This window comes from Phenylobacterium sp. (assembly GCF_036963605.1).
Classification (GTDB): domain Bacteria; phylum Pseudomonadota; class Alphaproteobacteria; order Caulobacterales; family Caulobacteraceae; genus Phenylobacterium.
In genome coordinates, this window is record NZ_JBALUY010000019.1 from 18,432 (window position 1) to 44,748 (window position 26,317).

At 67.6% G+C, this 26,317-nt stretch carries 26 protein-coding genes; 14 read left to right on the plus strand and 12 right to left on the minus strand.

Annotated features, from left to right (window positions below):
- Positions 1–7 precede the first annotated feature (7 nt).
- The gene (locus V7702_RS05470; RefSeq protein WP_335649129.1) at positions 8–1,240 is read left to right on the plus strand and encodes a cation:proton antiporter domain-containing protein; all 1,233 of its coding nucleotides are present in this window, start codon (positions 8–10) and stop codon (positions 1,238–1,240) included.
- A gap of 4 nt (positions 1,241–1,244) precedes the next feature.
- On the opposite strand, the gene purB is transcribed toward V7702_RS05470, so the two are convergent.
- The 3 genes from purB to V7702_RS05485 form a co-directional block, all read right to left on the minus strand.
- The gene (gene purB, locus V7702_RS05475) at positions 1,245–2,549 is read right to left on the minus strand and encodes an adenylosuccinate lyase (RefSeq protein ID WP_335649130.1); all 1,305 of its coding nucleotides are present in this window, start codon (positions 2,547–2,549) and stop codon (positions 1,245–1,247) included.
- A gap of 62 nt (positions 2,550–2,611) precedes the next feature.
- Positions 2,612–4,072, minus strand: a complete 1,461-nt coding sequence (locus tag V7702_RS05480; protein WP_335649131.1) for a spinster family MFS transporter — start codon at positions 4,070–4,072, stop codon at positions 2,612–2,614.
- Between the two features lie 118 nt (positions 4,073–4,190).
- Positions 4,191–5,576 carry a spinster family MFS transporter gene (locus V7702_RS05485; RefSeq protein WP_335649132.1) on the minus strand — a complete coding sequence of 462 codons (1,386 nt, stop codon included), beginning with the start codon at positions 5,574–5,576 and terminating at the stop codon, positions 4,191–4,193.
- Between the two features lie 103 nt (positions 5,577–5,679).
- Between V7702_RS05485 and V7702_RS05490 the strand changes: the two genes are divergently transcribed.
- From V7702_RS05490 to V7702_RS05505, 4 genes are all read left to right on the plus strand, one after another.
- Positions 5,680–6,321 (plus strand): glutathione S-transferase family protein, encoded by a 642-nt coding sequence (locus V7702_RS05490; RefSeq protein WP_335649133.1) that lies wholly within the window; start codon positions 5,680–5,682, stop codon positions 6,319–6,321.
- 60 nt (positions 6,322–6,381) lie between these two features.
- Positions 6,382–6,843 carry an MliC family protein gene (locus V7702_RS05495; RefSeq protein WP_335649134.1) on the plus strand — a complete coding sequence of 154 codons (462 nt, stop codon included), beginning with the start codon at positions 6,382–6,384 and terminating at the stop codon, positions 6,841–6,843.
- 227 nt (positions 6,844–7,070) lie between these two features.
- Entirely contained in the window at positions 7,071–7,316 is a 246-nt protein-coding gene (locus tag V7702_RS05500; protein WP_304711737.1) for a hypothetical protein, read from the plus strand.
- Entirely contained in the window at positions 7,313–7,672 is a 360-nt protein-coding gene (locus V7702_RS05505) for a DUF6481 family protein (protein WP_300572767.1), read from the plus strand. Before V7702_RS05500 ends, V7702_RS05505 begins: the two co-directional genes overlap by 4 nt.
- A 73-nt stretch (positions 7,673–7,745) precedes the next feature.
- On the opposite strand, the gene radC is transcribed toward V7702_RS05505, so the two are convergent.
- Positions 7,746–8,486, minus strand: coding sequence for a RadC family protein (gene radC / locus V7702_RS05510; protein ID WP_335649135.1), 741 nt, complete (start codon positions 8,484–8,486; stop codon positions 7,746–7,748).
- A gap of 16 nt (positions 8,487–8,502) precedes the next feature.
- Complete coding sequence (locus V7702_RS05515; protein ID WP_335649136.1) at positions 8,503–9,699, minus strand: acyltransferase family protein; 1,197 nt, start codon at positions 9,697–9,699, stop codon at positions 8,503–8,505.
- Between the two features lie 169 nt (positions 9,700–9,868).
- Between V7702_RS05515 and V7702_RS05520 the strand changes: the two genes are divergently transcribed.
- The 5 genes from V7702_RS05520 (at position 9,869) to V7702_RS05540 (ending at position 14,885) form a co-directional block, all read left to right on the plus strand.
- Entirely contained in the window at positions 9,869–10,636 is a 768-nt protein-coding gene (locus tag V7702_RS05520) for a LytTR family DNA-binding domain-containing protein (RefSeq protein ID WP_335649137.1), read from the plus strand.
- Between the two features lie 85 nt (positions 10,637–10,721).
- Positions 10,722–11,705 carry an NADP-dependent oxidoreductase gene (locus V7702_RS05525; RefSeq protein ID WP_335649138.1) on the plus strand — a complete coding sequence of 328 codons (984 nt, stop codon included), beginning with the start codon at positions 10,722–10,724 and terminating at the stop codon, positions 11,703–11,705.
- 212 nt (positions 11,706–11,917) lie between these two features.
- Positions 11,918–12,727, plus strand: a complete 810-nt coding sequence (locus tag V7702_RS05530; RefSeq protein ID WP_335649139.1) for a DUF3313 family protein — start codon at positions 11,918–11,920, stop codon at positions 12,725–12,727.
- A 258-nt stretch (positions 12,728–12,985) separates the two neighbouring features.
- Complete coding sequence (locus tag V7702_RS05535; protein ID WP_335649140.1) at positions 12,986–13,885, plus strand: LytTR family DNA-binding domain-containing protein; 900 nt, start codon at positions 12,986–12,988, stop codon at positions 13,883–13,885.
- Positions 13,886–13,940: 55 nt separating this feature from the next.
- The gene (locus V7702_RS05540; protein ID WP_335649141.1) at positions 13,941–14,885 is read left to right on the plus strand and encodes a Rieske 2Fe-2S domain-containing protein; all 945 of its coding nucleotides are present in this window, start codon (positions 13,941–13,943) and stop codon (positions 14,883–14,885) included.
- Between the two features lie 24 nt (positions 14,886–14,909).
- On the opposite strand, the gene V7702_RS05545 is transcribed toward V7702_RS05540, so the two are convergent.
- From V7702_RS05545 to sfsA, 4 genes are all read right to left on the minus strand, one after another.
- Complete coding sequence (locus V7702_RS05545; protein ID WP_335649142.1) at positions 14,910–15,323, minus strand: hypothetical protein; 414 nt, start codon at positions 15,321–15,323, stop codon at positions 14,910–14,912.
- A 196-nt stretch (positions 15,324–15,519) separates the two neighbouring features.
- Positions 15,520–16,344: a type I methionyl aminopeptidase gene (map, locus tag V7702_RS05550; protein ID WP_335649143.1), complete on the minus strand. Its 825-nt coding sequence runs from the start codon at positions 16,342–16,344 to the stop codon at positions 15,520–15,522.
- 150 nt (positions 16,345–16,494) lie between these two features.
- Entirely contained in the window at positions 16,495–19,845 is a 3,351-nt protein-coding gene (locus V7702_RS05555) for an autotransporter outer membrane beta-barrel domain-containing protein (RefSeq protein ID WP_335649144.1), read from the minus strand.
- A 155-nt stretch (positions 19,846–20,000) separates the two neighbouring features.
- Positions 20,001–20,702 (minus strand): DNA/RNA nuclease SfsA, encoded by a 702-nt coding sequence (gene sfsA / locus V7702_RS05560; protein WP_335649145.1) that lies wholly within the window; start codon positions 20,700–20,702, stop codon positions 20,001–20,003.
- A gap of 58 nt (positions 20,703–20,760) precedes the next feature.
- On the opposite strand from sfsA, the gene V7702_RS05565 reads away from it, so the two are divergent.
- Positions 20,761–21,555: a competence/damage-inducible protein A gene (locus tag V7702_RS05565; protein WP_335649146.1), complete on the plus strand. Its 795-nt coding sequence runs from the start codon at positions 20,761–20,763 to the stop codon at positions 21,553–21,555.
- A gap of 22 nt (positions 21,556–21,577) precedes the next feature.
- On the opposite strand, the gene V7702_RS05570 is transcribed toward V7702_RS05565, so the two are convergent.
- Genes V7702_RS05570 through V7702_RS05580 form a run of 3 tightly spaced genes read right to left on the minus strand, consistent with a single transcriptional unit; the run spans position 21,578 to position 23,084 of the window.
- Positions 21,578–21,916 (minus strand): DUF1153 domain-containing protein, encoded by a 339-nt coding sequence (locus V7702_RS05570; protein WP_335649147.1) that lies wholly within the window; start codon positions 21,914–21,916, stop codon positions 21,578–21,580.
- The gene (locus V7702_RS05575) at positions 21,913–22,626 is read right to left on the minus strand and encodes a hypothetical protein (protein WP_335649148.1); all 714 of its coding nucleotides are present in this window, start codon (positions 22,624–22,626) and stop codon (positions 21,913–21,915) included. The genes V7702_RS05570 and V7702_RS05575 overlap by 4 nt, the downstream gene beginning before the upstream one ends.
- Entirely contained in the window at positions 22,623–23,084 is a 462-nt protein-coding gene (locus tag V7702_RS05580) for a helix-turn-helix domain-containing protein (protein ID WP_335649149.1), read from the minus strand. Before V7702_RS05580 ends, V7702_RS05575 begins: the two co-directional genes overlap by 4 nt.
- Before the next feature lie 458 nt (positions 23,085–23,542).
- On the opposite strand from V7702_RS05580, the gene V7702_RS05585 reads away from it, so the two are divergent.
- The 3 genes from V7702_RS05585 to V7702_RS05595 all read left to right on the plus strand — a co-directional run.
- The gene (locus tag V7702_RS05585) at positions 23,543–24,847 is read left to right on the plus strand and encodes a glycosyltransferase family 4 protein (RefSeq protein ID WP_335649150.1); all 1,305 of its coding nucleotides are present in this window, start codon (positions 23,543–23,545) and stop codon (positions 24,845–24,847) included.
- Positions 24,841–25,578 (plus strand): class I SAM-dependent methyltransferase, encoded by a 738-nt coding sequence (locus tag V7702_RS05590; RefSeq protein WP_335649151.1) that lies wholly within the window; start codon positions 24,841–24,843, stop codon positions 25,576–25,578. Before V7702_RS05585 ends, V7702_RS05590 begins: the two co-directional genes overlap by 7 nt.
- Positions 25,575–26,317 (plus strand): hypothetical protein (locus tag V7702_RS05595; protein WP_335649152.1); only part of this gene is annotated, 743 nt, incomplete at its 3' end. The genes V7702_RS05590 and V7702_RS05595, both read left to right, overlap by 4 nt.

Genomic DNA, 26,317 nt, shown 5'->3' on the forward strand with positions numbered 1-26,317 from the left:
AGATGCGATGCCCCACGACGACTCCCTGATCCTGACCCTGGTGGCCGGCTTCGTCCTGGCCTTTGTCCTCGGCATGCTGGCCAACCGGCTGAAGCTCTCGCCGCTGGTGGGATATCTGCTGGCAGGCGTGGCGGTGGGGCCGTTCACCCCCGGCTGGGTGGCCGATGTCTCCCTGGCCGGGCAGTTGGCCGAGATCGGGGTCATCCTGCTGATGTTCGGCGTGGGGCTGCACTTTTCCCCGGCCGACCTTTTGAAGGTGCGCCGGGTGGCCGTGCCGGGGGCGGTGGTGCAGATCGCCGTGGCGACGGTGCTGGGATGGGGTGTCGGGCGGCTGCTCGGCTTCTCCAATGGCGAGGCGGCGCTCTTTGGACTTACGCTCTCAGTCGCCTCCACCGTCGTGCTGCTGCGGGCCATAGAGGAGCGCAAGGCGCTCAAGACCGAGGCTGGGCAGATCGCCGTCGGCTGGCTGATCGTCGAAGACCTGGTGATGGTCATCGCGCTTGTCCTCGTGCCGCTGATGGCCCTCAACCAGGTGGGAACCAGCCCCGGCGGCGTGGCGCTGCAGATCGGGGCGACCCTGCTTCAGATCGCCGTCTTCATCGCTTTCATGATGATTGTCGGCTCGCGCGTCCTGCCCTGGCTGCTGGTCAGGATCGCCCACACCAAATCGCGCGAGCTGTTCACCCTGGGTGTCCTGGCCATCGCGCTGGGCATCGCCTACCTGGCCTATGCCGTGTTCGGGGCGTCCTTCGCCCTGGGCGCGTTCGTGGCCGGCGTGGTGTTGAGTAGTTCGCCCCTGGGCCACAACGCCGCCGAACGATCCCTGCCGCTGCGGGACGCGTTTGCGGTGCTGTTCTTCGTCTCCGTGGGCATGCTTTTCGATCCGACCGTGATCGTCGAACGGCCGCTGGCCGTCGTGGCGGTGGTGCTGATCGTTTTGGTGGGTAAGTCGGCCGCGGCGCTGATCATCACCAGCCTGTTCAAGCTGGAGAAGCGCTCCAGCCTGATGATCGCCGCCAGTCTCGCCCAGATCGGCGAGTTCTCGTTCATCCTGGCCGGCGTCGGGGTGTCGGTGGGAATCATGGCCCGGGAGACCCACGACTTGGTGCTGGCTGGGGCCCTGATCTCGATCCTGGCCAATCCCTTCGTCTTCCGCCTGGCCGACTGGCTGGCGCGGAAGAAGGACGACGGGCCGCCGGCCGGCGGGGAGGAAGAAATCCCAGCCCCCGCCCAGGCCTGAGCCCTTAGGCCTGTTCGCCGAACACCCGGGCGAACACCGTGTCCACATGCTTGAAGTGGTAGCCGAGGTCGAACAGGGCCTCGAGCTCCTCATCGGCCAGGGTGATCTCGGGATCGGCCTTCAGGAAGTCCAGGAAATTGCCTTCGCCGCGCCAGACCTTCATGGCGTTGCGCTGGACCGCCGCATAGCCGCCCTCCCGCGAAGAGCCCTTCTGGGTCAGGGCCAGCAACACCCGCTGGGAATGGACGAGGCCGCCCAGGCGGTCGAGGTTCTTGGCCATGTTCTCCGGATAGACCACCAGCCGCTCCATGACGCCGGCCAGGCGGCGCAGCGCGAAGTCCATATGGATGGTGGCGTCCGGCGCGATGCCGCGCTCGACCGAGGAGTGGCTGATGTCGCGCTCGTGCCACAGGGCGACATTTTCCAGCGCAGGGACCGCGGCCGAGCGGATCAGCCGCGCGAGGCCGGTCAGGTTCTCGGTGAGGATCGGGTTGCGCTTGTGGGGCATGGCGCTGGAGCCCTTCTGGCCCACATCGAAGGCTTCCTCGGCCTCCAGCACCTCGGTGCGCTGCAGGTGGCGGATCTCGACGGCCAGGCGCTCGATGGACGAGGCGACGACGGCGAGCGCGCAGAAATAGGCCGCGTGGCGGTCCCGCGGGATCACCTGGGTCGAGACCGGCTCGACCGCCAGCCCCATCTTTTCGGCCACATGGGCTTCGACCTGCGGCGACACGTTGGCGAAGGTGCCGACGGCGCCGGAGATGGCGCAGGTGGCGATCTCGAACTTGGCCATCGCCAGGCGCTCCTTGGCGCGCTGGAACTCCGCATAGTGGCCGGCGAGCTTGAGGCCGAAGGTGGTGGGCTCGGCGTGGATGGCGTGGCTGCGGCCGACGCACGGGGTCATCCGGTGCTCGAAGGCGCGCTTCTTCAGAGCCGCCAGGACCAGGTCCACATCCTCGATCAGCAGGTCGGTGGCGCGGCTGAGCTGGACCGCGAGCGCAGTGTCGTTGACGTCCGACGAGGTCATGCCCTGGTGCAGGAAGCGCGCCTCAGGCCCGACCACTTCGGTGACGTGGGTCAGGAAGGCGATGACGTCGTGCTTCACCTCGCGCTCGATGGCGTCGATGCGCTCGGCGTCCCAGACCACGTCGCGGCCCTTGGCCCAGATCGTCTCGGCCGCCGCCTTGGGGATCACGCCCAGTGCGGCCATGGCGTCGGCGGCGTGGGCCTCGATCTCGAACATGATCGAAAATCGGGTCTGGGGGGACCAGATGTCGGCGGCGTCGGCTCGGGCGTAGCGGGGGATCATGGGCGGGCTCCTTGGACCCTGGCTGATGGAGGCCAAGGCGCCCGCCTGTCAAGGCGAAGGGGTCAGTCCTCCCCCGAAGCGGCAAGCGCCGTGGCCATGTCCTTGGGCAGGGTGATGGCCGCCAGCAGGTAGTGGAGCCCAGCCCAGGCATAGATCAGCAGGTTCCAGATGATGCCCTGGCGTGAACCCTCGGCGATCGCCGCACGGCAGGCGGCGTCCACCACGGGGCCTGCGCCCGGCGCGCCGATGCCGCCGGGGCAGAGGGCGAAGAAGTCCCCCATATTGTTGGCGGCGAACAGGTTCTGGCTGATCATGTCGATGCACCAGCCGCAGAAGGGCGGGCCGAAGCCCAGCGCGATCAGGTTCAGGACGAAGAACAGCAGGGCCGTGGCCGTGGCCCGCATGCGCAGGGACACCGCGTTCTGGATCACCCCGAAGGTCGGGCCCAGATAGGTGTAGTGGAAGATGCCCGGCAGCAGCAGCAGGGCCGCGGCCCAGCGCCAGTCGTTCTGCAGATAGACCAGGATGTAGAGCGGGCAGGCGACCAGCAGGCCGATGGCCGGCACCAGGGCGTACCAGCGCCCCGAGCGCTTGCCTGCCCAGTCGGTGAGGAAGCCGCCCAGCAGCGTGCCGACGCCGGCGGCGACGCCGCCCACCAGGCCGAAGATCAGGCCGACGGTGGCCAGGTCCAGGCCGAACATGCGGATGAAATAGGCCGCCTGGTACTGGCCGGTGCCATAGCTGGCGAAGGAGGCGACGGTGATGCCGGCGACCATGTGGAAGAAGCCCCAGCGACCGAAGATCCGCTTGGCCACCGCCAGGATGGAGGGCGGCTTGATGGTCGCCGGCGGCACGGTCTCCTCGCCCTCGAGGACCGGGGTGTCGACGACCGGCGTCTGCTCGGAATAGCCGCGAGGCGGCTCCTTGACGAAGACCTTCAGGGCCAGGGCCACCAGGAGGCCCGGGAGGCCGACCAGCACGAAGGCCGCACGCCAGGACATGTTCTGGGCGATCCAGCCGCCGGCCACGGCGCCGAACATGGTGCCCAGCGGGATGCCGAAGGAGTAGATCGACAGGGCCGTGGCCCGCCGACGCGGTTCGTAATAGTCCGAGATCAGGGAGTGGGCCGGCGGCGACAGGCCCGCCTCGCCGACGCCGACGCCCAGCCGGAATAGAATCAGCATCAGGAAGCTGTTGGCCATGCCGCACAGCGCGGTGAAGCCTGACCAGATGACGATGGCGATGGAGATGATGTTGACCCGGTTGCGCCGCTCGGCCAGCCGGGCGATCGGAATACCCAGGGTGGTGTAGAGCAGGGCGAAGGCCAAACCGCCGAGGAGGCCCAGCTGGGTGTCTGTGAGTCCCAGGTCGACCTTGATCGCCTGACCGATGGTCGAGATGATCGTCCGGTCGATGAAGTTGAAGGTGTAGGCCAGGACCAGCAGGCCAAGCACGCTGGTCTTGTAGCCCTCTGAGAATAGAGGCTTGGGCGCGCTCGCCGCCCCCGGATCGATCGCCGTCACGTCTCACTCCCCCGAACTGTTGTCGTTCTTATGGGGGCATCTGGACACAGCCGCGACCGCTGCGCCAGAGGGCAAAGCAAGCCTCGCCCGACGCCGCAGGGCGCCGGGCGAGCAGGTCTTAGCCGACGTGGTCTTCGCGGATGGTCTGGGTCGCGCGCCAGAAGCAGTAGAAGGCGACCAGGCCAAAGGTGGTGGAGACGATCAGCGCCCAGCGGACGCCTTCGCCCGATCCCATGCCCATGCCGACGGCGAAGTAATCGCTGAGCAGGCCTACGGCGAGCGGGCCGAGGCCCAGGCCGATCAGGTTGATGATGAACAGCAGGATCGCCGAGGTGGTCGCCCGCATGTGCGGCGGCACGATCGATTGGGCCGTACCATAGACCGGCCCGTACCAGATGGTGCCCAGCAGGCCGTTCACCGTCAGCAGCAACAGGGCCAGCGGCACGCTGCCGATGGTCACCGCCGTGATGTAGATCGGGATGGTGACCAGGGAGGCGATCGCCGGGGCGATCATCTGGGCGCGCAGGTCGCGGGCGGCGAACTTGTCGGCGATGAAGCCGCCGAGCCAGGAGCCGAGCGCCCCGGCGGTGCCCGACATCAGGCCAAGCGCCAGGCCCAGGAAGCCGATGGACTGCAGATTATAGCCCACGGTCGCGCCGACGGTGGAGGCCAGGGACTGCACCTGGTCGGGATAGTTGCGCAGGAAGAACGAGGCGGTGAAGGGGGCGTGCCCATAGCCGATGAAGGCTTTGATCGCCGCTGCGAACGAGATGTACCAGAAGGTCTTGCGGCCCTTCAGGAACTTCAGCGTCTCGGGGAAGGTGGCCGAGGTCGACTGGATCTTGACCGTGCGTCGCGCCAGCTCCTTGCGGGGCTCGGGCAGGGTGAAGAAGGCCAGGACGGCGAACAGAATGCCCGGCACGCCGGCGACGAAGAAGGCCGTCCGCCAGCCATAGGCGTCGGCGATCAGGCCGCCGAAGATCAGGCCCAGAAGCCCGCCGATGGGGGTGCCCATGGAATAGAAGGCCAGAGCCGTGGACCGGTTTTCCTTGGGCACATAGTCGCTGATCAGCGAGTGGGCCGGCGGCGAACAGCCGGCCTCGCCGACGCCCACCCCGATGCGGAACAGGATCAGCTGGACGAAGTTCTGCGCCACGCCGCAGAGGGCGGTGAACGCGCTCCAGGCCGCCACGGCCGAGCCGATGATCATCGGCCGGTTGCCGCGCTCGGCCAGCCGGGCGATGGGGATGCCCAGCACGGTGTAGAAGAGGGCGAAGGCCAGGCCGCTCATCAGGCCGAGCTGCCAGTCGGCGAGCCCCAGGTCCTGCTTGATCGGCTCAGCCAGGATGTTCACCACCTGGCGGTCGAGGAAGTTGATCGTGTAGATGCCGAGCAGCAGGCTCAAGGCATAGGTCCGGACCGGCTTGGCGAGCGGCGTTATCCCCTCGGTGGGCGCGGGCGCGGTGTCCGGCGTGGGCGCCACAGGCGCGGCGGTGTCTGTCATGTGGCTTGGTCTCCTGGGCATAAGGCTTCTTATCGTTGCGGCACTCTAGACAGGCTCCCTTGGGCTTGGGCAAGTGCGATACCCAGATTTCGAGGAGGTTGGGATGGAGCTGGTCATTGGAACGAAGCGCTGGTCCACCTGGTCGCTGCGGCCATGGCTGGTGCTGCGCAAGGCCGGGGTCGAGTTCACCGAAACCCTTGTGAATCTGCGGCAGGGAGAGGCCACCCAGGGCCAGATCGCCCCCCATTCGCCATTCGGTCAGGTCCCGGTGCTGAAGGATGGCGACCTGTTGATCTGGGATTCGCTGGCCATCTGCGAATATGTCGCCGAACGCTTCCCCGATGCGCGGCTCTGGCCGGAAGAGCCTGCCGCCCGCGCCCAGGCCCGCGCCGCCAGCGCGTTGATGCATTCGGGATTCTCCGCCTTGCGCGCCGCCTGTCCCATGGTGCTCGACCGGGCGCCCGCGCCCATCGAAGTCACCGACGCCCTGGCGGGTGACCTAAAGCGCCTGGCCGATCTGTGGGACCTGATGCTGGACCGGCATGGCGGCCCGTTCCTGGCCGGGTCCTGGTCGATCGCCGACGCCTTTTTCACGCCGGTCGCCTCGCGCCTGAGAACCTACGAACTGGCGCTGACCGACTTCGGCGGCGGCCCGGCCGCCGACGCCTATGGCGCACGCCTGCTTGAGGACGCGGACTTCCTGGTCTGGGAGGCCGCCGCCCAGGCGGCGCCGGCCGAGGCGTAGAGCCACGACCGTGATTTAACGCCTGACGCGAATGGCGTTACACTCGGCTTGGAGGTCGCCATGGTCCGTTCCCACTTGTTGAACGCATTGGCGCTGGCTCCGCTCGCCACGATCGCCCTGACCGCCTGCGAGCCGGCCGCCGGCCCTGCGCCCAGTCCTGAAATCGTCGCCGTCGAGCCGGTGGCCCAGCCGCTTGGGCGACCGCAGGTTCTGGAAGACAGCGCCACCGTCTATCGCTGCGCCAATGGGGAGCGCCTGCGCGTGGACTATCGCCGGGACGAGACGGCGCTCATCGAATATCGCGGTGAGATCAAGCTGCTCACCCTGGCCCCGGCGGCCAGCGGCGCGCGCTATGTGGGGGCCGGCCAGCAATGGTGGACCAAGGGCGAGGGCGAGGGGGTCCTGAACCGGCTGGAGCCGGATCAGGCGATGGCGACAGGAGAGGGGACTCCCTGCCGCGTCGCCTCGGCCAGGCCCGCCCAGGCGGTGGGCGAAAGTTCGACCCTGGAGTCGCCGCCATGACGCCGCTGCGCTGGCGCCGGGCCCACATTGATGCTAGGGTGACCGGACATTGCACTGGTTCGGTTGCTCTCCACGCCCGCTCTTCGGATCGAGCCCGAGCCTACTTCGATCCTCGCCGGCAATTCTAATGAACGCCCTCAAGGATGGGGGTGCGAACACTTGTGCTTGAACGACGCGGCCAGGACCCTCATGGCCGCGCCGGACCTGCTGAACCTAGGAGGACGACCATGTCCACCCTCGAACGCGCCTATTTCCTCGCCCGCTCCGGCGAAGTCGCCGATCTCCCCGAACTGAAGCAGCGCCTGAAGGGCGAGGGCTTCCGCGCCGTGGACGCACTGCTGGCCACCTATTCGGTGCGCCGCCACCTGCAGGCGATCTGCGCGGCCACCTTTCGGTCGGCTGAGGCCAATGCTGAAACCCCCTCTGAACCCGAAGCCGCCCCTGCGGCGCAACACGATGAAAGCTCCACATGAACCAAAACGACCGCACGAATTTCTCTGAGCGCCTGAAGACCGCCGCCGAAGCCAAGAAGGCCCTGCTGGCCAACTTCAAGCCCAAGCCCGCGGCCGTCGACCCCCACTTTGCTGAACGCGCCGCCCTGCGCGAGGCCGAGCTGGAGCGGGTCCGTCAGGAGCGGCAGGCGGCCAAGGACGCCAAGAAGCAGGCCGCCGCCGAGGCCGAAGAGGCTGCGCGTCAGGCCGCCGAAGCGGTCGAGGCTGAAGCCCTGGAAGCCAAGCGGGGCGAGCGCAAGGCGCGCAAGGCCCTGACCAAGGCCGAGCAAAAGGAAGCCCGTGACCGTCGCTACGCCGCCCGCAAGGCGCGCCAGTAGGGACTGAACCCAGTAGGGATTGAACCATGAGGGCGCGTTCGTCGCGCCCTCGACGCCTCTCGCAGGGAGGCTGCTACATCAGGCCGAGCGCCTTGAAGCTCGCCACGCCATCGCGCCCCACCACCAGATGGTCGTGGACGGCGATGCGCAGGACCCGGCCCGCCTCGACCACCTGCCGGGTCATATCCACATCCGCCGAAGACGGCGTCGGGTCGCCCGACGGGTGATTGTGCACGAGAATGATGGCGCTGGCCGACAGCTCGAGCGCCCGGCGCATGACCTCGCGGGGATAGACCGGCGCATGATCCACCGTGCCGTGGTTCTGCACCTCATCGGCGATGAGCTGGTTCTTCTTGTCCAGGAACAGCACCCGGAACTGCTCGCGGGCCTCGTGCGCCAGGGCCAGCTTCACATAGGCCAGCAGCTGGCTCCACGAGGTGATCACCGTCCGCCGGGCGACCTGTTCGCGGCCGATGCGCAGGGCGGTATGGTGCAGCAGCTTGAGATCCAGCGCTACCGACGGACCGACGCCCTTGACGCTCCGCAGCTCGGCGACCGAGGCCCCCAGGACGCCCGCCAGGGAGCCGAACCGCGCCAGCAACGCCTTGGCCAATGGCTTGACGTCCCCCCGGGGGATCGACCGAAAGAGATGCATCTCCAGCAACTCGTAGTCGGGCAGGGCCTCGATACCGCCTGTGAGCGCCCGGTCTCGCAACCGCTCGCGATGGCCCAGATGGTGCGGCTTGACGACTCCCGCGCCCCAGAGCTCGGCCTGGCGGGAGAGATCTTCTGAGAGGCCTGGGGCGTCGGACATGGGGTCAGAATGTTCCTTATCCGTTCCGGATTGGCAAGACCCGTTCTGCCGTCGTCACGGCCGGCGCTTCCGGCTTCAAACCAAAGAGCGGGCGGAGCACAGGGACCCGGCGGACGATCTCATAGGTCGCGCCGCAGGCGGCCACGGTGAGGCCTATCAGCAGGGCGGCCTCCAGACCCTGGGGCAGGCCCGTCTGCGCCAGGTGATGGCCGGCGACGACGATCACGGTCTGGTGGACGATGTAGTAGGGGAAGACCGCCAGGGTCAGATAGCTCAGGGCCGGATGACTGCGGTTGAGGTGCTTGGCGCCGAACCCGAGGATGGCGGCGATGGCGCACCATTGGTCGACCGCATAGACGAAACGCATGGTCAGCACGAGCCCGGCGGCGGGTTCGGTAGGGGCGTCTCGCCATGTCCAGGCATAGAGGCTGAAGGCCAGATAGGCGCTCACCGCCAGGATCAGTGCGGGCCATCGCCAAGCGATCAGGTGGCTTCGAACGATCTGTGACTTGGCCGTGAGATAGCCGAACAGGAACATGCTGAACGACAGGGCGTGGTTGTACCAGTCGTCGACCAGGGCGTGGGTCACCCCGAATCGCGGCAAGAGGGCGGCCCGGGCGAGTCCCAACAGTGCGATGGGAACCAGCAGGAGCGCCCAGGCGGGGAGCCGCTCCAGGGCCTTTTCCAGGCGGCGCAGGACAGGCCTGGCCCAGACGATCAGCCCGGCCAGGAGCAGGGTGTAGACCAGCAGATAGGCCACGAACCACAGATGGTTCCAGGTGGGCGTGATGAGGCAGCCGTCGGCGTCGCACCAGTTCCCCGACGCGGTAAGATACCGGCCATAGAAGGTGAAGTAGCCCTGGTCGAAGCCGAGCTGCTCGACGATCTCGTAGTAGGACTGGGGCGGCACGACGATCAGCATGCCGAAGATGAGCGGCGGCAGGAGCCTGGCGGTGCGCTGTCCCGCCAACGACTTGGGCGCCAGCTTGTCGGCCATGAAGCGGGTCGCCGCGCCGGAGACCAGGAACAGCAGGGAGAGCCGCCAGGGATTGGTCGCCAGCATCACCGGCTCAAGCCAGGCGAGCGGCTGCGGGCTCTTCACATGCCAATCCCAGGGCACATAGAACATGCCCACGTGATAGAGGATCAGCAGGAAGAAGGCGCCGATGCGGATCCAGTCCAGATCATATCGGCGCGGGCTCGGGTCGCTCATGGCGCAAACTCCATCACAGGGCGATCGGTCCCCTCATCGGGGGCTCGCCGGGCGAGCGAAAGGCCTCTGGGACAAGCGGCGGGGCAGCGGGGATGAGCGGCGCGGGCCGAGGTGGAGCGCCGGGCTTCCAAGCAATCCGGCGCGCCGTCAGCTGATCATCGGCTGGGCCGTGGTGCTGATCGCCGCGGCCGCCGTCTGTCTGCTCAATGTGCTGGGGTTCACCCAGGGCGGGCAGGGCCGGGTGGTCGAGCATCTTGTCTATGAGGGCTCAAGCTGGCTGGCGATCGCGCTCCTGGCCTGGCTGCCTTGGGCGGCGCTTCGGGGCGCGGCGAGGTGGTCGTGGGGCCCTAACTTGATCGCCCACGTGGCGGCGGCTCTCGTCTTCTCCATCTTGCACGTAGGGCTTTTCATCCTGTTTCGCGCGCTCGCCTTCGGGGCGCTCGGCCAGCCCTATGACCCGGTCCTCGCCCTGGGTGCGTATCGCTACGAGGTCTGGAAGGACCTGGTGGCCTACGCGATGTTCGCCGGCTGCTATGGATTGGTGGGGCTGTTGGACGCTGCGCGTCTCCTCCAGCCTGCTGCCGATGCGCCCCCCTTGGAAAACCTCTTCGACATCCGCGATGGCGCCCGCCTGGTGCGCGTGCGGCTGGAGGATGTCCTGGCGGTGAGCAGCGCGGGCAACTACGCGCAATTCCATCTGCGCGACGGACGCCGCCCGATGATGCGCAGCTCGCTGGCCGCCCTGGTCACCGACCTTGGGCCGAGGGGCTTTGTCCGCACGCACAGGTCCTGGCTGGTGAATGCGCGGGCCGTGCGGGGCCTGACGCCTGAAGGTTCGGGGGATTACGCCGTGGCGCTGGACGAGGGCCAGAGCGCGCCGCTGTCGCGGCGCTATCCGCAAGCCCTGCGAAGCCTGAGGGATTCCGTAGCCCCCTGACCAAGCCGACGATCAGGCTGACCAACGCAGGAGACGATCTCGCTCGGCTCTGGGTCGAACGCCCGGCAAGTTGTATCACCTTCCCATGACCCAGACTCGCCAGATCCACCTCGTCCGCCGCCCGAACGGCAAGCCCGTCGCCGCAGATTTCGCCCTGGTGGAGGTCCCCGTGGCCGACGCCGGTGAAGGCGAGATCCAGGTCAGCGCCCTCATCATGTCGGTCGATCCCTACATGCGGCCGCGCCTGGACGCCGATCAGGCCCTGGATGCGCCGCTGCTGGGCGGTGGCGTTGGCCGTGTGGTGCAGTCGCGCAATCCCAAGTTCAAGGAAGGCGACCTGGTCCGTCACGGGGCGGGTTTCCGCGAAACCTTCGTTTCAGACGGCAAGGGCGTTTCGCGTCTGCAGCGCGATCCCGACCTGCCGCTCAGCGTCTATATGCACGCCCTGGGCGGCACTGGGATCACGGCCTATGGCGGCTTGCTCGAGACCGGCGCGCTGAAGGACGGGGAGCAGGTCTTCATCTCCACTGCCGCCGGCGCGGTCGGCTCGGTGGCCGCGCAGATCGCCAAGATCAAGGGCTGCTATGTGGTGGGCTCCACCGGCTCGGACGACAAGGCCGCCTGGCTGCGGGACGAAGTCGGGCTCGATGCGGTGATCAACTATAAGACCCAGGATCTGGCCCGGGCCCTGAAGGACGCCACGCCCCAGGGGATCGACGTCTATTTCGAGAATGTCGGCGGCGCCCATCTGGATGCGGCTCTGCCACGGATGAACGTGCGCGGCCGCATCCCGGTCTGCGGCATGATCTCGACCTATAATGGCGGGGGCGAGGGGGTGCAGAACCTGTTCAGCCTGATCTATGGCCGCATCCGCATGGAAGGCTTCGTGGCCAGCGACTTCGCCCATCTGAACGCCGCCTTCGTCGCGGACATGACTGACTGGCTGAAGTCGGGCCAGATCAAGTACCAGGAGACGGTGCTCGACGGGTTCGAGCGGGCGCCAGAGGGGCTGATCGGTCTGTTCGAGGGCGCCAATAGCGGCAAGATGCTGATCCATATCGCCGACTAGGGAAGTGGCGGCGGCGCAGCGCGCGGCTGACCGCAGGTGAGATTGCGTCGGCGCCTTCGCCTGTTTGCGAGGGGCGTGCGAACTCGCGAACTCGCGAATGAAAGGGCGCAATTCACGAGGAAGGGCGTGTGTTCCGGGCCGCCAGGGTTAGCGGTGATGTGGCGGGTCAACGGGGGCTGACCGGCGACCACATTCCTCCCAGGAGAGTCTCGATGATGAAGGCTGCCGCCTTCCTGCCCGTCCTTGGCGCCCTCGGTCTGACGGCCTGCCAGACCCCGCCCCATCCCCCCACCGGCTATCTCGCCAGCTATGAGGGCATCGCGCCGCCCGGGCGTAGCCTTCGGGCGGCCGTCAACCAGCGGCGCGACGAGACCGCGGCGCTGGAGGTGGGGCGAGTCTATATCGCCCCGGCTGTGCTGACCGACGGCGACGATGATGGGCTCAGCGAAAGGGACCGCGCCATCCTGTTGCGCGAGGTCGACCGGCGCGTCTGCTTTGCGGTCAGCCGATGGTTCACGGTGATCCCGGCGCCAGAGCCCGACGCCGGCACGATCCGCACCGCCGTAGTGGATGTCCGTCCGACCGGGCGCCTAGGCTCGGCGGCGTCGGCGGCCCTCGGCTTCGTCAATCCGATCCCACTGACGGAAATCCGCGTGCCATTCACCACCGGGGGGCTGGCGGTGGAATCCGAATTGATCGGGCCTGATGGCCAGCAACTGGCCGCAGTCACCTGGGCGCGTAACGCCAATGTGGTTGGCCGGGACGGTCCTTCCCTTTCGAGGGTGGGCGACGCTCTGCAGATGACGGAGCCCATGGGCAAGGCCGTCGGGCGCGCCTTCGCCGGCGAGCGCGAGGCTCAGAAGATCGCCGAACCCGATCCCTGCGGCGGGTTTGGTCCGCGCCGAAACGCCACCCGCTGGGTGGCCTCCCAGATCGTCGACCAGGCTTCCGGGCTCTACGTGCCCGAGGTGAGCGGCCTTGCGGCTCCTGAAGAGGCCGACGCTTCACGGCCGCAGAGCTGAGCCTCCCACTTGCGCGGGCCTGTCAAGGGCTAAGAGAGGAATCTCAGAGCATGCCAGCTATAATTTCTAAGCTGTACCACAAACGCCACATTCTTGCGGTGAAAGACGCCGTCGCAATCAGGTGGCGTCGGGTGGTGGATGATGAGAGCCGAAGCGAAGTCAGCATCGGACGGAACGGTGCGTTCGGAGGCGGAGGGGCAGGGGCGTCCGAACCCCTCTACGCCGCAGCGGGCCTCGCTTCGTCTTCCACTCAGCGCCGTGAGAACCTATCGCTGGACCCTGGGCAAGACGGCCCTGGCGCCCGCCTTCGCCCTGATGCTGGCCCTGTTGGAGGCCTTCGGCTTTCAGCAGGAGCGGTTCTTCCTCCGTCTTGGCTTCTGGACGGCGATGATGACCGGGTGGGTGCTGGCCTTCGCCGCGACCACCTATGTGCTCCATCGCCTGATCCTGGCCCGTGCGCTGCCCCCGCCAGCCCGGCGCGCAACGGCGTTCGCGGCGACGGCGCTGATCATGATGGTCATTGGTCAGCGGGCGGCGCAGGGGGCCTTCGGCTGGGAGGCGCCGGGCGAGGTCGTCGAACGCCTTGCGCAGACCCTGTTCGTCGGCGGCGTCTTCGAACTGACCTGCACCGCCCTGCTGCGAGTCTCCAGCCGCCCGGCGGGCCTGCTGACCCTGAGTGTTCGTCCGGCGCGGCCGGCGGCGCTCCGGAACGCTGCGCCCCCGGCGTCGCCCCGCGCCGCGCCGGCGGCGATCCTGCGAAGGCTGCCCTACGATGTGCGCGGCGAGATCCTCTGCCTCAATATGGAGGACCACTATGTCCGGGTGCACACGACACGGGGATCGACGCTTCTCCTGATGAGGTTTTCCGACGCGATCGCCGAGCTCGAGGCGACGCCCGGCCTTCGGATTCATCGCTCCTGGTGGGTGGCGGCGCGGGCCGTGGCCGAGGTCGAGCGCTCGGCGCGCTCTACCAAGGCGCGGCTGATCAATGGCCTTCGGGCGCCGGTGTCGCAGCCTTACATTCAGGCGCTTCTCCAGATGATCGAGATGCGCCAGCCGCTTACGCCTCCGGCGGCGGCCTCTCCCCCCGTCGCTCGTCCGCCCTTGGGGCGCCCAGCCGAGCCGCGGCGGGTCGAGCAGGCCTCCGCCCTTGGCTGACGACTGCAGCGCCGGGGAGGCCAGACCTTAAGGGGCCTTGCAATGGGCGCCGCGCATGAGCGGACCCTTCAGCGCGCGCCTCGGCGACGCCTTCCTCTGGGACGCCTGGTATGTGGGCGTCGCCGCGCAGGCGCTGCCCACCGGCTCGCCCGCGGCGCTGAGGGTTCTGGACGAGCCGCTCCTGATCGGCCGCGATCGGAACGGCGATCCCTATGCCTTGTCAGCCTCTTGCGGGCGCCGGGACGCCGCCGTGGCCGACGGGGCCCGACCGCGCCGTTATCCGGTGGTGGAGCAGCAGGGACTCATCTGGGTGTGGATGTCTCTTGACCGCGCCACCGCGCCGGATGAGCCGCCTCCCCGGTTTCCGGAGATCGCCTCGGGACGGCCGATGCTGATTGAGCAGATCGACTATCCGGTTCATGTGGACCACGCCATCCTCGGACTGCTGGACCCGGCTCACGGCCCGTTCGTGCACCGACAATGGTGGTGGCGGCGCGGGGGCAGCTCTCATGCGAAGTCGAAGGCCTTCGTTCCCCTAGACCGCGGCTTTGTGATGCTGCGCCACCGGCCCTCGCGCAACTCCCACGCCTATGCCGTGCTGGGCGGCGCGCCGGAGACGGAGATCCACTTCCAGCTGCCTGGCCTGCGATGGGAGCATGTCGTCATCGGCCGACGTGAAGTGCTTTCCCTATCGATCATGACGCCTTTGACCCCGAGCCTCACCCGCATGACGCAGATTTTATGGAGCAGCCACCCGGTGGTGACCCTGTTGCAACCGCTGGCGCGCTGGGCGACACGGACCTTTCTGCGTCAGGACGCCCGTATCATGAGGCTCCAGGCGCCGGGCCTGGCGGATCATCCGCCCATGCTCTGGGTGGGCGACGCCGACCAGCAGGCGCGCTGGTACCTCCATCTCAAGCGCGAATGGATCGCGTGCCGTCGGGAGGGGCGAGAGTTTCGCAATCCGATTTCAGCCCGCACGCTTCACTGGACCAGTTGAGCTGCTGGGGGCGACCGGGCGGGATTAGAAGGCGCGGGGTTCAAGATAGCTGCGGCAACGGTTGACGAAGCGGGACGTCATCGGGTTGGGCGCGGGCGGCAGGGGTCCCACTGTCTGTGCGCCGTAGCTGAGGCTGATGCGGCGGCCGACGGTGATTTCAGCGAGCAGTTCGCGGAAGGCCGGGCCCGCGCCGGTGACGCCGCCAGCCTGTGGCGAGGTCACCACAGGCAGGCCGATCATGACGTCGCCGGCGCTAATCTGCAGCTGGTCCTGGCCGGCTTCAGGGCTAAGCAGCGGGCTTTCGATCGTGAGCACCGCGCCCCGGGCGCAGGTCATGTTCAGCACTGGCGTCGGTGGGTTCGTGCCGACATGGACCAGGGCGAGGGTGACGCTGTTGGCGTCGCCGCTGGTGGACCAGGACGGCGTCAGCTCGTTCATGATGTTCGTTGAAAACGGCGGCTCTGGCGGCGCTGTCACCGCCGGCCCTGAAGCTGGCGCTGGCCCGCTGTAGTCTGACTTGTCGTCCCCGCACGCCGCCAGCAGCACGAGGGGCAGCGCACCCAAGAGCTTCAGAAGACGCTGGCGCATCGGGTCGTAGGCCGTTGGTTTAGACCGAGCCAGGCGATGCGAGACCTCAGGCCGTCTCGATCGGCGGCTGGAAGAGGCCGGCCGGGGAGGCGGTGAAGATCTCCGCCCCGTCGTCGGTGACGCCGATGGAATGCTCGCACTGGGCCGAGAGGGACTTGTCGCGGGTCACCGCCGTCCAGCCGTCGGCCAGCACCTTCACCGCCGGCTTGCCCAGGTTCACCATGGGTTCGATGGTGAAGAACATGCCGGCCTTCAGCACCTCGCCCTGACCGGGCTGGCCGAAGTGCAGGATGTTGGGGGCGTCGTGGAACACCTTGCCGAGGCCGTGGCCGCAGAAGTCGCGCACCACCGAGCAGCGCATGGACTCCACATAGGACTGGATAGCGTGGCCGATATCGCCGGTGGTGGCGCCGGGCTTCACCGCCGCGATGCCGCGGGCGATGGACTCGTAGGTCACCTCCACCAGCCGCTTGGAGCGGGCCGAGACGGGTCCGACCCCGTACATGCGGCTGTGGTCGCCGTGCCATCCGTCCAGGATGCAGGTGACGTCGATATTGGCGATGTCGCCCTCGCGCAGCACGCGCTCGCCGGGGATGCCGTGGCAGACCACGTGGTTGACCGAGATGCAGACCGTCTTGGAATAGCCCCGATAGAAGAGGCAGGCCGGCAGGGCGCCGTGGTCGAGGATGAACTCCCGGGCCAGGCGGTCGAGGTCATCGGTGATGACGCCGGGCACGACATAGGGGGTCAGCATGTCCAGGCACTCGGCCGCCAGGCGGCCGGCCTTGCGCATGCCTTCGAAGCCCTCAGGCCCGTGCGTGCGGATCTGGCCGTCGCGGAACTCGGCTTCGAGGACGTCGGTGGTGCTCATGGCGGTGCGAAACTCCCGGTCCGTCTGCGGTCAGCCAGCCGGCCTATGCGGCGGCGCAGCCGAAACGTCTGAATGAGGGTTATGTCGCAATCCTAGCACAAAACTTCAACGCCCGCCCCAGATCCAGCTGCGGCGGGCGTCGGGGGCAATCTACCAGGCGATGGAGGCTGTCGCGGCCAGGGCGTGGCTCTCGCTCTGCTCGGACGCGCCATAGCGGTAATGGACGCTGAGCCGGGTATTGGTCCCGGCCCGCGCCTCGACGCCGGCGGACAAGCGCAGGCTGGTGCGCCCGGGCGAGGCGGCGCGGCTGGTGAAGGCGGCTCCGTCTAGACGAGCCTCGCTGCGCCCCTCGAGCTCGGCGAACTCCTGCAGCACGAAGGCCGAGGCCTGAGGCTGGAGGGTCAGTCCGCCCCACGGCGCCTGATGGCTGACCCGCAGGCCGATGCGGCCTTGCACGGCTTCCCGGCCGGCGGCCGAAAGGCTCAGGGCCGTCAGAGCTGAGCCCTGTTCGACGACGGCGTCCCGCTCGATGCGGTCGGCGGCCAAGCCAGCGGCGAGGGTCACATCGACAGCCTGGAAGCCCAGTTCACGACCTGCTTCAAGGTCGAAGCCATAGGCCTCGCCCTTGGGCTTGGTGAAAGCTGTTTGCGGACCGGCGGGCAGGGCGAGGGTCCTTGCCGTCTTGTAGCTGTCGCGGCTGATCGAGATGGCGCCATCGACATAGTGTGGACCGCCCCGCCAGCCGGCATAGACCAGGCCCTGGTAGGAGAAGGTGGTGGCCGCTCCCATGGCGCCGGCGTCCACCTCGGTTTCCGAATAGGCCAGGCCGGCGCCGATCAGCAGCTGATCGCCGAGGCGGCGATCGGCGCCGAGGGCCACATGGGTGCGCTCACTGTCATAGCCAAGAGCCCAGGCGTCAGCCTCGACATCCCAGGTTTCGACATTTACCCGGCCCCACACCCGCTGGTCGGTGTCGAACCCCTGGGCGATGCGGCCGCCCAGTGACGTGCGGGCGGCTCGCTGGCTCTGCAGCATGGTGTCCAGGGTGGCCGCATGGATTTCGCCCGACGCCTGATGCAGGACCCGTGCGGTCTGGTCGAGGGTAAGACCGGCCAGATTGCGGGTGAACGGGGCGGCCTGTGTGCGCGCATGGGCGGCCGGCCGCACGGTGTCGAGGGCGGCGCCGAGCGCCCGGCCGTTGGCCCGTCCGGCCAGGGTGGCCAACCGTTCGGGCGTGACCACCAGGATGACGGCGTCAGGCCGATAGACCACCTCGAAGCGGGAATTGGTCGGCATGCCGCTGGTGGGTTGGACCAGGGCGTCATAGGCGCCGACGACGCCGCCCTCGGCGGTCACGACCTGGAAGGCGTCGCCAATCGCCGGGGTGAAGGTGTTGGTCGCCTCGCCGGTGATGCCCCGGGTGATCGGCACGATCGCGCCGCCGGCGGTGTAGACGCCGCCTGACCCCGTCAGCACCAGGGTGTCATAGTGGCCCGCGCCAATACCGGGGGTCGCGCCGTCGATGTCCAGTCCGAGCACGCTGCCCGCCGACTGAGTCAGACTGCCGGCGATCACCAGGCGACCCGGCGAATTGCCCGGCGAAATCAGGCCATTGGCCACGACATCGCCCGCGATGCTGCCGCTGCCGCCCATCTCACCGCCGGCCTCGACCCAGACATTGCCGGCGAACACGTTGTTGAAGCTGAGGCGCCCCTCCTCGACGCAGGCGCCGACGGCGTTGGCTCCAGCGCCCAGCAGGTTGAGGTGACCGGCGCCGACCTTGGTGAAGCAGGCGCCGCCGGCGATGGCGCCGGAGAGGGTCACCGTGTGGCTTCCCGTGTCGAACTGACTGTCGGTCCCGTTGACCACGATCGACTGGGTCATGGTCAGGTCGCTGCCGACCTCGAGGCTGCCGCCGGTCTGCAGCAGGATCACACCGTCCGAGGCGCCGAGCGCCTGCTGGGTCTCGACGACAACGCGACCCTGCTGGATGTCCAGAAGGCCGTGGCCATTGGGGCCGCTCAGGGTCAGCACGCCCGCGCCGAGCTTCTGGATCGCGCCGCCGCCGGTAATGGGGCCGTTCAGGCGCATCAGGTGACCGCCTGTGTCGATCCCGCCGCCTTGTCCCGATGCGAGGTTCAGGGACTGGTCCACCGTAAGGTCGCCGAGCGCCCGGAGTTGCGCGCCCCCTGAGATCGAAATGCGCCCGCCCGGATCGCCAAGGGCGCCGCTGTGGGTGAAGGCCAGGACGCCGCCCGTCAGGTTGATGCCGGCATAGGCGTTGTCGCCGGTGAGGGTCAGCGCGCCGGCGCCGGCCTTGGTCAGTTGGCCCGCGCCTGCGACGACGCCCGAGAGAGTCAGATCATGACCGGCGGTGTCGACGGTTCCGCCTGTGGCGAGAATGGTCAGGCCGATGTCTGTGGCGCCGGTCGAGCCAAGGGTCAGAGTGCCCCCGTCGAAGACCGGAATGACGGCCCCGCTCTTCAACTGGTCGACGCTATAGGAGGCGCTGGTGTTGATCGTGGGTGGCGGCGCTGGCGGCGGTGGTGGCGGCGGCGGCGCTGCCGCGGCCGGGGCGCCGCTGCTGGCCTGGACGGCCGCGACGATGTCGGTGCCGAAGATATAGCGATAGACCAGGGTGATCTTGGAGCCGTTCAACAGGGCGCCGATGTTGAAACCCAGGCCGATGGTATTGTCGCCATTGCCGACATTGGTCCCGGCAAGATAGGGCGCCGTGGCCGGCGTCCAGCCGGTGATTGCGGAATTGTGGGTCGTCGCATCGTTGGTGTAGAGGCCGATGACATATTTCGAGGCCAGCGCCTCGGCATAGACAAGGTCGGATTCCGGCACGCCGGCGGCGCCGCGGAAGTTGTTGGTGGCGCTTGAATCCCCGGCCGCGGCCACCGCATCCGGATCGGTGAAGCGCGCGAACGTCAGGTTGGTGAGGTCCGCCAGGGCCTCGATCGTCGTGCCGATGTTCAGTTGTTGGCCATCGTCATTGAACGCGTAGTCATGGGTGATGTTGAACAATCCCCCATAGGTCCCGGTCCAGACGGCGCGGTTGTCGTTGGTCACGCCATCATGGGCGACGCCGTTATAGCTCGTCAGGACGCCGCTGATGGCCGCGGCCCCAAGGTTCGAATTGTTGTTGGTGGCGGTGAAATCCGCACCCGCCGTGCCGCTGACCGTGAAACCTTCGAAGGGCGTGCCAGGCGTAAGATAGTCGTAGGCGGGATTGAAGGCGCCCGTCCCCGTCCCGTCATAAAGGACGCCCGGCGAGGTGTTACCGCCGACGCCTAGGGTCCCTTTGTCGTTGAGCCCGATCTTGATGTAGTCGCCGCTCAGAATTTCATTGGCGGGCGCGGGAACCGCCGCCGCCGCGGTGGGCAGGCCAAGAGCCAAGCCAGCAGCGGCGACCAGGACGAGGCGTGAGACGCCGGAAATCTGAACCCGGCGGGCGGAGGCGACGGGCGAAACAGCGCAAAGCGAGTGAACAGGCACAGGTAGTCCCCAACTGAATGACAGTTCGGGTTATCGCCGTGGCGATGGTTGGAAAGTTACCGCCCGCTGCGGCAAGTTCGCGCAGGACCACTGCGTTGAGGCGAATAAATTATTGTAAGATAAAAGGATTTTTTGTCGTCGGCCTGGGGTGCGACTTAACGCGCCCAGGCTATTGGACGGGCGATGCGGACCCCCTCGGGGGAGATGTCGCAGCCATAGACCAGGACCTCTACCCCAGCCTCGGCGGCCGCTTCCAGGCCGTGGGCGAAGGCTGGATCCAGGTCATGGCAGGCGGTGAAGGTGTCGCAGTCGGTGCGCTGGACGACGAACAGGGCCACAGCCCGGTCGCCCTGGGCCGCCATGGCGACCAGTTCCCGCAGGTGCTTGGTCGACCGCGCCGCCACGCAATCGGGGAATTCGGCCAGGCTTCCCGTGCGGCGCAGGTGGCAGTTCTTCACCTCCAGCCAGCAGGGCGGGCGATCGGGCGCCTCCAGTAGGAAGTCGATGCGGCTGGCCTGGCCGTACTTCACCTCGCGGCGGTGGCTGGCGTAGCCGGTCAGTTCGGGGATGGCGTCGGCCGTCAGGGCCTCGGCCACCAGGCGGTTGGGGTGCATGGTGTTGATCCCCACCAGGCCGCCGTCGACCTCCACCAGCTCCAGGGTGTGGGCGAGCTTGCGCTTGGGATCGGGCGATCTAGAGACCCAGACGGGCAGGCCCGGCATGTTCAGCCCCAGCATGGCGCCGGGATTGGGGCAGTGGGCGGTGATCTCGGTCCCGTCCTCCAGGGCGATGTCGGCCAGGAAGCGCTTGTAGCGTTGTATCAGCTGGCCGCGCTTGAGCGGTTGCGGGAAATCCATCGGTGGCGTTAGTCCGTATCTCGATAAGTCAGTCAGGGTTTAGGTGAGGACGGCGGCGATGGACAGGACCGAAGGCGAGACGGCTGATGCCTTCACCGCGGGCCGGGTGACCGCCGCGGTGCTGATCATTGGCGACGAAATCCTGTCAGGCCGCACCCGGGACACCAATCTCGGCGACATCGCCCGCTATCTCGGCGCCCATGGGGTGGAGCTGGCCGAGGCGCGCACCGTGTCGGACGTGCTGGGCGAGATCGTCGCGGCGCTGAACGCGCTGCGCGCCCGCTATGACTATGTGATCACCACCGGTGGGATTGGCCCCACCCATGACGACATCACCGCCGACGCCGTGGCCGCGGCCTTTGGCGTCGAACTGGTGGAGCATCCGGATATTCTGGCGATGATGGCCGCCCGCTGGGGCGGCGAGGTCAACGCCGCCCGCCGGCGGATGGCGCGGATTCCGGTGGGCGGGGACCTGGTCAACAATCCTGTCCAGGGCCCGCCGGGCTTCACCATCGGCAATGTGTTCGTTCTGGCCGGCGTGCCGCAGATCATGCGCGGCATGCTGCAGGATGTGGGGCCGAGGCTGAAAGGCGGGGCTGTCGTGGTTTCGCGCACCCTGCGGGTCGAGGGGTCCGGCGAAGGCGCCATCGCCGCCCCCCTGGAGGGGCTCGCCAAGGCCCATCCCGCCCTATCCCTGGGCAGCTATCCCTTCTACGGCGCCGACGGGTTCGGCTCGAACCTGGTGATCCGGGGGCGTGACCCTATCGAGGTCGAGGCCACCTTGAGCGAACTCATCATGGTCCTGCGTGATGCCGGCATCGAACAGTTGCAGGTGGTGGAGACACCGGCCTGAGGCCCAGCGCCGGCTCGGCCGGTCAGGAAATCGCCGTCTGGGTGACCTGGCCATAGGGCTGAGACGGCGTGGACGCCCGCCGGCTCTTGGCCGGCCGATAGGTCTGGGCCCGGGTGGTCTTCAGGCCGTCGAGGCCATGGCGTTCGAACAGGCTGAGCCAGCCGGCGATCTCTTCGGCCGACAATTTATAGAGGGCGACCGCCTCCCGCAGGGAGATCAGCTCGGCGCGGATGGCGAGCAGGAGCTCGGCCTTGCGGCGGGCGTTCCAACGCACGGTGTCGGGCGGGGGCAGGGTGTCGCGGGTGATCGGATAGCCCAGGGGGCCGACGACGGCGCGAAGGATATCGCCTGGCTGGCTCATTGGGGACGTCCCTCCGGGGGCGGCGCATGCGCCCGCCCGGTGAATGGATCAAGCAGGCGCGAGAGGAGCTGGGCGCCCGCGGGCCGCGGCGCTCGGACTGGCGGCTGAAAACTGCGGGCTTCCTCCATCGGAAAAGGCACGATCACGGCGTCGGCGACATCCTCCGGCGGATTGCGCCGAGCTTCCTCGCCGATCGCCCAGACCTCATGCAGGCGGGCGGCCACCAGGAAGGCCGTGAACTCCGACTCCAGGGCCTCGGCGTGGGCGCGGGCCATGCGGGCGCAGGCGGCGGGCGCGTGCGACCGCAGCTGGCGGTTCTCATAGAATTCCTGGCCCTCGACCACGCGCCGCGCCTCTTCGATGGCGGCGATGGGCAGGAGGGAATCCTCGGCCTTGCGGCTGGCGATGACCACGGTCTCGCGGGCGACGGCCAGGCGCAGCATCAGGAGGCCGGCCAGGGCGTCGGAGCCCGGCTGCCAGCGCAGGCGTCCACGGCTGGGCGCAAGGGTCCATTCGGCGCGGAACTTCAGCGCGATCGTGGCGAAGGTGTCGAGCAGGCAATACTCCACCACCCGCCGATCACCGTCCTGGCTGAGGAGCCCCGAACCGAAGAAGTAGGGCGCCGCCGGCTGGGGTGCGTCTACAGCTCCCGGTTCCCGGCTCAACTCAAGATGGAAGATCCGGGCTGACGGGGGTTCGGAGGTGATCACTGGAGGGCCTCCCAGTCGTAAGGAAGCTCCAGGGGTTGGGCGCGCTGAACAAACTCGCGGATCGCCTCGCGGGCGAGTGTCAGGCTGAAGGCCGAACCGGGCCCCGGCACGATCATGCCCCGGTCCGACAGGATCCGCAGCTTGCGGCGAACCGTCTCCCTGGGGATGCCCGTCATTGATGCGATGCTGAAGGCGGACAAGGTTGCGGTCACCTCGTCGCTCATATCATCTTCATTTAATCCGACGGACTTCACAGCTTCTGCCGCTAGGGCAAGCAAGAACGCGGTGTATATGTATAGAGCTTCTGAATCATTTCCGCACTTGGCCCGCCATGACGACGTCAGCTTGAACAGCGTACTTGCGGCCAAGTGAAATCGATACATCAGAGAAGTGAAATTATCAGAAGAATGAGATTTCACTCTCGCTATGGGCCAGTCTGCTGAAGGTTCGGTGACCATGACAACCTCGCAAGTTCCACCCTAAGGTGGTCACCTGCGACAATTTGGCAAGCAAGTCGGTGCGCAATATGGGCACGCGACGCTCAATTTGGATGGTTAACGAACCGTTAAGGGGCGGCTTCTGGTCGAAACGCTTTGGCTGTCGGTGAAGCTTGAGCGCGTTCGCCCAATGGCCATTGGGCGATGGAAAGTGCAAGTGCTGGGGCTCAAATAATTCGCCTCTGACGGGAATTTTGTTAACCCGCCCAGGTCGCGGCTTGCCCGTCACGGTGGCGAGCTTCACCATTTTGTCATCCGCCCGGCGCCGCCGACACACGCCGAAACATTCGAGCAATGGCGAGCCGCAAGCATGAAATGGTCAAAACACGCTTGATCGCGTTTCTGTTGAATAACTTACGCGGGGGAAGGGCGAGGTTCGTCTAGGCTCCTGCCCTTTCAGGCTGTAGACCCCGCAGGCCATGCTCGAGACCCCCCTAGCGACCGATGTCCTCCAGCCGCCCCATTCTGGCCGTCGGCGGAGAGGCAGTTCCCTGAGGATCGCCTTCCTCTCCTATCGGTCCGATCCCCGCGTGGGCGGGCAGGGCGTGTACCTGTTTCAGGCGGCGCGGGCGTTGGCGGCCAGAGGCCATAAGGTCGATATCCTCTCAGGCCCGCCGTATCCGGACGTCCCGGGCGGTGTTGACCTGGTGAAAATTCCGTCCCTGGACCTCTATGCCCAACCCCATAATGGGCACATGGCCCTGCGTCCGAAGCATCTTCTGAGCTGGACGGACCTGGCGGAGTATTTCGGGCATCTGTCGGGCAAGTTCATGGAGCCCTACACCTTCGGCCGTCGGGCGGCCCGCTATCTGAAGGCTCACGCCAGCGACTATGACGTGGTTATCGACAACCAGTCGCTCTGCTACGGGCTGCTGGACGTCCAGCGCGTGGGCCTGCCTGTGGTCGGCGTGATCCACCATCCGATCCGGCGGGATCTGGAGCTGGCGCTCGGGGCCGAGCCCAACTGGAAGGTCCGGTGGCTGATCCGCCGCTGGTACAGCTTCCTGAGAATGCAGGAGCATGTGGCGCCCAGGCTCGATCGGGTGATCGTGGTGTCCAAGAGCGCTGGGCGCGATGTCGCCCAGTATCTGAACATTGCGGCCGAACAAATGACCGCCATCCCGATCGGGGTCGATCAGAACATCTTTCGCCCGCAGCCGGACCTGCGCCGGCGAGATCGTCGGCTGCTGACCACGGCTAGCGCCGATGTGCCGCTCAAAGGGTTGGGCGTCCTGATCCAGGCCTATGCCGACCTGCTGCCAGCCTATCCCGACCTGGAGCTGGTGGTGATCGGCAAGCTCAAGCCTGATGGGCCCACCGGCAAGCTGCTCAACAGCCTGGGCCTGGCCGATCGGATCACGTTCATCAGTGACCTGACCGGCGAAGAGATGGCCGAACAATACGCCCGGGCCACGGTCTGTGTGACGCCCTCCCTCTATGAAGGTTTCGGGCTGCCGGCGGCAGAAGCCATGAGCTGCGCCTCGCCGGTGGTGGTCACTGATGGCGGCGCCCTGCCGGAAGTCGTGGGAGACGCCGGAATCGTGGTGCGGCGTGGCGATCCCCATGCGCTGGCCACGGCGATCGCCCAGCTGCTCGATGATCCGGCCAAGCGTACGACCCTTAGCGAGGCCAGCCGCCGGCGCGCCCGGGAAGTGTTCTCCTGGGACCGCGCCGCGGCCGCCTATGAAACTGTCCTCGAAGATGCGGTGATCTCGGCGTGCTGACCGTGAAGATCGACCGCCTGGCCCTGCGGCCGGGCGACTGGGTTCTGGATCTGGGTTGCGGGGAGGGGCGTCACTGCCACGGGGTCCACCTGGAGGACGGCGTCAATGTCGTCGGCCTGGATATGGATATCCCTTCCCTCCGCAAGGCGATGGCCGGGGTCGGCGAACTGCCGAGACCCGCAGATCCGGGGGCCTGCGCCTTCATCAAGGGCGACGCCTATCGCCTGCCCTTCGCCGATGGGACCTTCGACGCGGTCATCTGCTCCGAAGTACTCGAACACCTGGACGACTATTTCGCGGTGCTGGCCGAGATCAGTCGGGTCCTGAAGCCCGGCGGCGTCTTTTCCCCGACCGTGCCCCGCGCCTGGCCCGAAGCCATCTGCTGGAAGCTGGCGCCGGGCAAGGACGGCTATGCCGACCAGCCTGGCGGCCATGTTCGCATCTTCCAGGAAGACAGTCTGCGCCGGGAGATCGAGCGCCTGGGCTACCGGTTCCTCGGCCAGCACTATGCCCATGGGCTGCACAGCCCCTACTGGTGGCTGAAATGCGCCTTCTGGAGCCGCCAGGACGACCATCCGATGATCAAGGCCTATCACCGGTTCCTGGTGTGGGACCTGATGGAGAAGCCCGCCCTGACCCGGGGGCTTGAGGTGCTGGCCGATCCAATCATGGGCAAGAGCGTCGCCTTCTATTTCCGCAAGTCCGCCGTGACCGGCGAGGCGGGGGCATGAGTCAGGGCGCGGTCTCACGTCGGGCGCCCCCGCGGCGGCGCGATCCCCTGGGCGGCGCGGTGATCTGCATGCTGGAGGCCCAAGGGCCTGACGGCGCCATTCCCTGGTTCACCGGCGGCCCCTGGGACCCCTGGAACCATGGCGAATGCGTCATGGCCCTGGCCGTCGCCGGCGAGTGGGACGCCGCCCGCGCCGGCCTCGACTGCCTGATGGCGCGGCAGGGGTCAGACGGCGCCTGGCTCGGCGAGTATGGCAACATGCTGCCCATGGCCGACCGGCTGCACATGGCGCGGGTCAAGCCGCCGGCCTTCCGCGACACCAACTTCGCCGCCTATTGCGCCGTCGTGGTCTGGCACTTCGTGACGCTTACCGGCGACGCCGCGGTCGCCCGACGCTACTGGTCCATGGTGCGCCAGGCGATGGGGTTCGTCCTGAGCCTGCAGCACCCGGAGGGTGACATTTCCTGGTCGCAGGAGGCCCATGGGACCTCGGCCGACGATGCTGTGCGCGCTGGCTGCGGCTCGATCCACAAGAGCCTGGACTGCGCTCTAGCGCTGGCGAACCTGGTCGGCGAGCCGAAGGACGCCTGGATGGCGGCCCAGGCGCGGCTGGGTGACGCATTGCGCAGCCGTCCGGAGCGCTTCGACCGGACCACGGACCGCTCGGGCTTCGCCATGGACTGGTATTATCCAGTGCTGGGCGGCGCCTTGCGGGAGTCGGCGGCGCTTGAACGGCTGGA

What these genes read in the sequence shown, in the direction of transcription:
- radC (WP_335649135.1), bottom strand. Translation starts at nt 8,486, where the DNA reads ATGTCCGACGCCCCAGGCCTCTCAGAAGATCTCTCCCGCCAGGCCGAG.
- V7702_RS05505 (WP_300572767.1), top strand. Translation starts at nt 7,313, where the DNA reads ATGAACCAAAACGACCGCACGAATTTCTCTGAGCGCCTGAAGACCGCC.
- V7702_RS05585 (WP_335649150.1), top strand. Translation starts at nt 23,543, where the DNA reads ATGCTCGAGACCCCCCTAGCGACCGATGTCCTCCAGCCGCCCCATTCT.
- V7702_RS05490 (WP_335649133.1), top strand. Translation starts at nt 5,680, where the DNA reads ATGGAGCTGGTCATTGGAACGAAGCGCTGGTCCACCTGGTCGCTGCGG.
- V7702_RS05570 (WP_335649147.1), bottom strand. Translation starts at nt 21,916, where the DNA reads ATGAGCCAGCCAGGCGATATCCTTCGCGCCGTCGTCGGCCCCCTGGGC.
- V7702_RS05580 (WP_335649149.1), bottom strand. Translation starts at nt 23,084, where the DNA reads ATGGTCACCGAACCTTCAGCAGACTGGCCCATAGCGAGAGTGAAATCT.
- V7702_RS05500 (WP_304711737.1), top strand. Translation starts at nt 7,071, where the DNA reads ATGTCCACCCTCGAACGCGCCTATTTCCTCGCCCGCTCCGGCGAAGTC.
- V7702_RS05485 (WP_335649132.1), bottom strand. Translation starts at nt 5,576, where the DNA reads ATGACAGACACCGCCGCGCCTGTGGCGCCCACGCCGGACACCGCGCCC.
- V7702_RS05545 (WP_335649142.1), bottom strand. Translation starts at nt 15,323, where the DNA reads ATGAACGAGCTGACGCCGTCCTGGTCCACCAGCGGCGACGCCAACAGC.
- map (WP_335649143.1), bottom strand. Translation starts at nt 16,344, where the DNA reads ATGAGCACCACCGACGTCCTCGAAGCCGAGTTCCGCGACGGCCAGATC.
- V7702_RS05565 (WP_335649146.1), top strand. Translation starts at nt 20,761, where the DNA reads ATGGACAGGACCGAAGGCGAGACGGCTGATGCCTTCACCGCGGGCCGG.
- V7702_RS05495 (WP_335649134.1), top strand. Translation starts at nt 6,382, where the DNA reads ATGGTCCGTTCCCACTTGTTGAACGCATTGGCGCTGGCTCCGCTCGCC.
- sfsA (WP_335649145.1), bottom strand. Translation starts at nt 20,702, where the DNA reads ATGGATTTCCCGCAACCGCTCAAGCGCGGCCAGCTGATACAACGCTAC.
- V7702_RS05530 (WP_335649139.1), top strand. Translation starts at nt 11,918, where the DNA reads ATGATGAAGGCTGCCGCCTTCCTGCCCGTCCTTGGCGCCCTCGGTCTG.
- V7702_RS05525 (WP_335649138.1), top strand. Translation starts at nt 10,722, where the DNA reads ATGACCCAGACTCGCCAGATCCACCTCGTCCGCCGCCCGAACGGCAAG.
- V7702_RS05515 (WP_335649136.1), bottom strand. Translation starts at nt 9,699, where the DNA reads ATGAGCGACCCGAGCCCGCGCCGATATGATCTGGACTGGATCCGCATC.
- purB (WP_335649130.1), bottom strand. Translation starts at nt 2,549, where the DNA reads ATGATCCCCCGCTACGCCCGAGCCGACGCCGCCGACATCTGGTCCCCC.
- V7702_RS05540 (WP_335649141.1), top strand. Translation starts at nt 13,941, where the DNA reads ATGAGCGGACCCTTCAGCGCGCGCCTCGGCGACGCCTTCCTCTGGGAC.
- V7702_RS05470 (WP_335649129.1), top strand. Translation starts at nt 8, where the DNA reads ATGCCCCACGACGACTCCCTGATCCTGACCCTGGTGGCCGGCTTCGTC.